The sequence below is a fragment of the Borreliella spielmanii genome, from assembly GCF_014201705.1.
Taxonomy (GTDB): Bacteria; Spirochaetota; Spirochaetia; order Borreliales; family Borreliaceae; genus Borreliella; species Borreliella spielmanii.
This window is the reverse complement of record NZ_JACHFA010000012.1, coordinates 1-5595: the sequence shown is the minus strand read 5'-3', so window position 1 is coordinate 5595 and position 5595 is coordinate 1. Positions and strand designations below refer to the sequence as shown.

The 5595-nt window shown below is 32.7% G+C and carries 7 protein-coding genes and 2 pseudogenes; all 9 read left to right on the top strand.

Annotated features, from left to right (window positions below):
* A partial coding sequence (locus HNR35_RS05360; RefSeq protein WP_183224432.1) for an anti-CBASS protein Acb1 family protein occupies nucleotides 1-959 on the top strand: 959 nt, incomplete at its 5' end.
* A 16-nt stretch (nucleotides 960-975) separates the two neighbouring features.
* Entirely contained in the window at nucleotides 976-1620 is a 645-nt protein-coding gene (locus tag HNR35_RS05355; protein WP_183224429.1) for a DUF1357 family protein, read from the top strand.
* 11 nt (nucleotides 1621-1631) lie between these two features.
* Nucleotides 1632-2192, top strand: coding sequence for a DUF228 domain-containing protein (locus HNR35_RS05350; RefSeq protein WP_183224427.1), 561 nt, complete (start codon nucleotides 1632-1634; stop codon nucleotides 2190-2192).
* 7 nt (nucleotides 2193-2199) lie between these two features.
* Entirely contained in the window at nucleotides 2200-2973 is a 774-nt protein-coding gene (locus tag HNR35_RS05345) for a DUF228 domain-containing protein (RefSeq protein ID WP_183224425.1), read from the top strand.
* Nucleotides 2974-2987: 14 nt separating this feature from the next.
* Nucleotides 2988-3557, top strand: a complete 570-nt coding sequence (locus HNR35_RS05340) for a DUF228 domain-containing protein (protein WP_183224423.1) — start codon at nucleotides 2988-2990, stop codon at nucleotides 3555-3557.
* Between the two features lie 21 nt (nucleotides 3558-3578).
* Nucleotides 3579-4541, top strand: a complete 963-nt coding sequence (locus HNR35_RS05335) for a hypothetical protein (RefSeq protein WP_183224421.1) — start codon at nucleotides 3579-3581, stop codon at nucleotides 4539-4541.
* Nucleotides 4542-4559: 18 nt separating this feature from the next.
* Nucleotides 4560-5015 (top strand): DUF3890 domain-containing protein, encoded by a 456-nt coding sequence (locus HNR35_RS05330; RefSeq protein WP_183224419.1) that lies wholly within the window; start codon nucleotides 4560-4562, stop codon nucleotides 5013-5015.
* A pseudogene (locus HNR35_RS05325) lies at nucleotides 5015-5381 on the top strand (DUF1506 family protein). Before HNR35_RS05330 ends, HNR35_RS05325 begins: the two are co-directional and overlap by 1 nt.
* Nucleotides 5369-5595: pseudogene (locus HNR35_RS05320) on the top strand (hypothetical protein); the annotation flags it as partial. The pseudogenes HNR35_RS05325 and HNR35_RS05320, both read left to right, overlap by 13 nt.

Genomic DNA, 5595 nt, shown 5'->3' with positions numbered 1-5595 from the left:
TACTAGATCTTGAAGAGCCAGTTAATAAAGAGCTACCTATTGGATTTAAGTACCTTGATTATGAATCTGTAAGGGATTTGGGGGTTGATTTTGATCATATAACTTATAAAGTAAAATCCAATAATAAGGGCAATTCTTTTGACAGTGTTAAAATACATAAAAATCGACTCATAATATATGAAAACTTTGATTATATCTTAAAAAGATATGTTCCATGCTATACCGAAAGTTTTTTGTTAGATATTTATTTATTTGAAAAAATATACGTTGAAATAGAAAAACGTATTGAAAACCACAATTTTTTATTTTATAAAGACGAATCTTTAGTTCAATTACAAGATGCACTCTCTAGTGCAACAACTTCTTTAAGCGCACTTACTCAAAGCAGTAGTGATAAAGGGGGCGGTATTTTATCGTCCTTTTTGAGAAAACAAAATTCAAATAATCATAATAAAGATATTTCTAATTTAAGAAGTCTTAATGACTCATTGGCACATGAGCTAGCGAGGCTTAAAAATAACTTAAATAATGAGGGAATGTTTTATACAGCGACTCCTAGTGCCAGCTTAGAGGTTATTAAGTACGATCTTAGTTATTTAAAAGAGGCTTTAGCATTAATAAAAGCAAAAATTGGTGCTGATACCAAAGAGCCTTTAACTAGAAGTTTTAATGAACAGGCTAAAGGACTTGGAAATGATGGTAAAGGTGATAGGAGCAATTATTATGATTTTCTAAAAGGCGTGCAAGAACAAGTTGAGAATTCTTGTAACTTAAAGCTTGGTAAGTATTTTGGTCTTGATATGAGGTTTAATTCGCTAGTTATGTTAAGTGAAGATCAAAAGGTAGAAAGAGATATAAAACTAATTGAGCTTTATAGCAAGTATAACGAGCTTATACAAAACAGCTGTTTTAATAACGAGGAGCGAGCTTTTTTAAAAGAAAAATTATTCTCATTTTGAGAAAAGGAGTTAAGAAGTGATTGAAAATCAAGAAAAAGAAGTAGTTGAGGCTCAAGTTAAGGAGGATCAACAAGTTAAATCTGACACTAGGGTTATAAGTGTTGGGGAATTTGAAGAGTATATTCGTCTTAAAGAGCAAGCAAATAACACAAAACCCAAAGAGACACCGCGAGATTTAAGTATAAATGAGCGAATAACAAAAGAACTTGCAGAAGTTGAAGAGAGAGAGCGGGTTGAAAAGCAATTATTACTGGAGGCCGATCGAATAAATGAAATTGATACACTTGCAAAAGGATACACCCTAAAAGACATTATGCAAGCACAACGTAGGGAACTTGTTCGCAAGTTTGTTCCAACCGAGCAAATTAAAGCTATTGCTAAAGTATCAGACATAAGCCATATCGATGGGGAGATATTAGAGCAACTTGTCTCTTTAGCTAAAGTGAATATCAAATTAAGGAAAAATGCTAATAATAGTTCTTCTATTAGCCCTATTAAAGGCAATATTGTTTCTGGTCCAGAAGAAGCAAGTTTGCTTGATTCTAATTTTGTGCCAATTAATTTTACAGAGTTTGTAAAAGCTATAAGTAATACTTACAAGCAAAAACGTGCACAATTTTATGAAAATCTAAAAAGAAATAAAAGAACAAGCATAGCTTAAAGGAGTTTAGAATGAGTGATATTACGAAAATTAAAGAAGAATTTGATAAAAAAGTTGCTGAAATTAAAGCATTAATGAAAAATCCCCAACAAGACGCCGGTTTACTTAGTAATTCTGTTGATTTTAGAGATAAAAACCTAATTTATTCAAATTCTGGTGGAGTTTGGACTAGCAGTAAAGACAAAATAGAAAATTATCCAGCCAAAGGATATCCCTATAAGCGAGGAGTAAAGCTTAGTTTTAGTGAAGATGGTTCATCAGAATTTGAAGTTGAGGCTGGAGGTGGGGATGATTTATACGGAGTATGCACTGATATAGACGAGTTTAGTGGTATAGCAACTGTAATTCCCATTACAAATAATTTTATGGGATATTTAACGTTTAAGAAAAATGGACAAAATGACGTAAATCCAGGTGATAAGTTGCATTTTAATCAACATGGTGAGCTTGAAAAGACTACGGGTGCTCAAAAAACCGTTAATGCCATAGCACTTTCAAAAGTACACAAACTAACAGAAGATTTATTTATAGTACTTGCTAGTGTTTTTGGAAATAGAGCTATAAAAGGGTAATTAAATTATGGTAGTAAAAGGTAAAGGGCAAGTTGATGATAATCCACAATTAGGTTTAGAAGTGGGCTCTCCAGTAGCTGCTCCAAGAGCTAGACGTCAAGCAAGACAAGCTGATGACGTACAAGTAGATCCCTATTTAGGATCAGTTAAAGAACTTGATGATATTCTTTTGAAATTCAAAAAATATGCAAAATCAATGAGTTCGATTGAGAATAAAGTTTTTAGTAGTTCAAGTGGTTCTTTCCAGTCTAAAAATGAGCTAGTTAATGCTTATTCATTTGCATATTCGAGTATTACAGACAAAATAGAAGAATACTTTTACGATCCAAACAATAGTTTTCCATACAAGCGCGGGGTCAAACTTGTTCCAAAAGAAAATGCTATATATGTTGATGTTGGAGCTGATACGGATCTTTATGGCATATGTGTTGATGTATGTGAGTTTAGTTGTACTGCATATGTTTTGCCAATTACGAATAATTTTGAAGGGTATCTTGTTACAAGAAATCCGAATATAAAAGCTGGAGAAATATTAGATATTAGTGATAAAGGGGTTATTACGAAGGTCGGTGGTGGACCTCCAACTGTAATTAATGCTTATGCATTATCTGATGCATTTACAATCAATTTTGTGCCCGAAGACGTTGATCAAGAACGAGATCAAGCTAGATATCCCAAACAAGATTATTCTATTAACTTGATAAAAGTTACAATTTTTGGCAATATAGGGCTTGAGAAAACAGTAGCTCCTAATGTTGGTGTTCCAGATGTGGGGAGATAAAAGGAGGTAGATAAATGGGAGATACAACGCAATTAGTAAAAGATTGTCATGATAAACGAAATAAACTTGCAAAGTTTATGAAAAATCCGCAGCATGATGGTAGTGTGCTTAGTAATTCTGTTGAATTTAGAGACAAAAATGTTCAATTTTTTGCTTCTGGAGGCACTAGAACCAGCAGTAAAGATAAATTAGAAAACCATCCTGTCAAAGGGTATCCCTACAAGCGAGGAGTTAAGCTTGGTTTTAGCGAGGTAAAAGAGGGTGAAATTCACTATGAGCCTCATGTTGAGGCTGGAGGTGGGAAGGACTTATATGGAGTATGTATTGATATAGACGAGTTTAGTAAAACAGTTACCATAATCCCAATTACCAATAATTTTGAGGGCTACCTAGTAGCAAAAGATTCTTCAGTTAAAGTAAAAGATAAGTTTATTTTCAATAAAGATGGCGCTCTTGAAAAGGTTACTGGAGCAAATAAGGCAACTATTAATGCAATAGCGCTTTCTGATGCAGCCCAAATTAGCAACGATGTTTATTTGGTAAAAGTAGCAGTATTTGGAAATAAAGCTATAGGTCAAAATTAATGATATTTAGGAGGATTGAATATGGAATTATTTGACGAAAACTACTATGCAAAAGCTGTAGCTAATCTCATAGGAGAAGTTAAGGATCCTATTATGTATAAATGGTTTTTACCTGATCAGATTGAAGATATTGATCTAAAAATGGATCCCCAGAAAATTATGCAATGGGACAAGTTTCTAAATGCCAACCCTACAACTATTGCCAATGCGATTAATACTATCTCAACTATTGGATTTAGTTCTCAAATGGTAAGAATTAATTACTTAAAGCTACAGTACAAATTTGGGCATTTAAAACAACCGGCTGAAGAATTTTATAATTCAGACTCATACATTGGCGATATTAACAATAATCCACTTCCTTTTGCTCAAGCTTATATGCTTAAGAGTAGTGAAATTATTAAGCTTATTAATCACTTTGTGCTAACAGGTGCTGTTTTAATTCAAAAAAATGGAAAAAATCAAAAACGTCTACTTCCTAATATGTATGGACTACTTAATATGCCTGATCAAGTAAAAGAAGAGGTTGAAGCTAGTAATAAAGATAAGATGGATAAGATATTTGAAAAAATTGAAGCGGGACTTTTAAATCTGGAGCTAGGAAACGAATTTTCTACACCCATGATGGTAATAATTGATCCTGCAACATCATTGAAATTGGTAAAATCATATACAGCAGCACAAGGTGTAGCAATGAGTTGTGAAAAATGGGAAGATGTTTTAATTCGAACTATTAAGGCTATAAATAATAGAGAAGATGTTTATATTGAAACTTCAAACTTGCTAAAACATCAAATACTTATTTACCCATTAAACCCGGCACTTATTAAATTTAAACCTAGTAAGTATATGTTGCCTATTCCTAATGAACAAGTTGATAAAGACTCAACTACTAATATTGCTCATTCATACATCGATTTTGTTTTAGGTGGGCTACTTGCTACTAAGAAGACTATTTTGCAAGTGAACATTAAACAATGTTAAAAACATAAAGTAAATTAAATGAGTGAACAAAAAAACTTGCAAACACAAGTTCAGAATGAAGAAGAACTTTTAATAACAAAACTTCATTCTGAAGTGTTATTGCTACTAGGAATAGATAAACTTGCATTAAGTAGACAAGATTTCGTACTTTATTTGTCTTTACTGCAGGCTATTTTAGTAACACGCGGTATTGATGCTAGTTCACTTACATACGAACAAATATTTTTACTTACTTTCTATCACATGGGTTGTCAATTAAGAAAGCAAGGGGTTGTTCGTGAATTTGAATTTGAAAGGATCAAAAAAGAGAAGTTCAATGAGCTTGAAATTGATTATTATCCTAGCGGTAGTGGAGGCGAAGAGAGCGGCGGGGAAAATTGTGGATCTAATAAGAACTTTTGTACACAACTTGATGCATTTTTAGAAAAGCTAAAAAGAGAAACCTCAACACCATCTTGTGTGGGGGTTGTCTAGTGAGTGGTGTTAGAAAAAGACTAGCGGATATGTCTGCACGTATGATTAATGTCTTTAAGGATCCTGAAACTTTAAGGTTTTATACTTGATAATGATGATTCGTATCAAAGAATATTTGATAAGAGTCGATATACTGAATTTATTGGGGTTATTATCGACATAAAACCACAAGAACTTGCAATGCTTTACGACTCCGATATATCTGATATTCAAGGATATTCCAAGCTTTACACATATCAAGACCTTAACTATGAACTTAAAGACCGAATATCAATTTCAGATTTAGTTTACTTTGAAATATTTAGCATTGACTCTTCAATTGGATACTTTACTTTAGTTTTAAAGGAATTTATATGGACGAACTAGACTTTACAATTGAATTAGAAATTGGTTGGTTTGGGGGTCGTTCTAATATTGCTAGGATGCATGAAAAAGGGGGGGCTAATTTACCAGTAAGAAAACATTTAACTAAAATTGCTGGTAGCGATGAGTTTAGAGAATATATCAATAATAGTTATATAAATTCTAAGTTCAAAATTGATCCTAAATCAGGTATGCATGCTATTGGACAAGCTTTTAT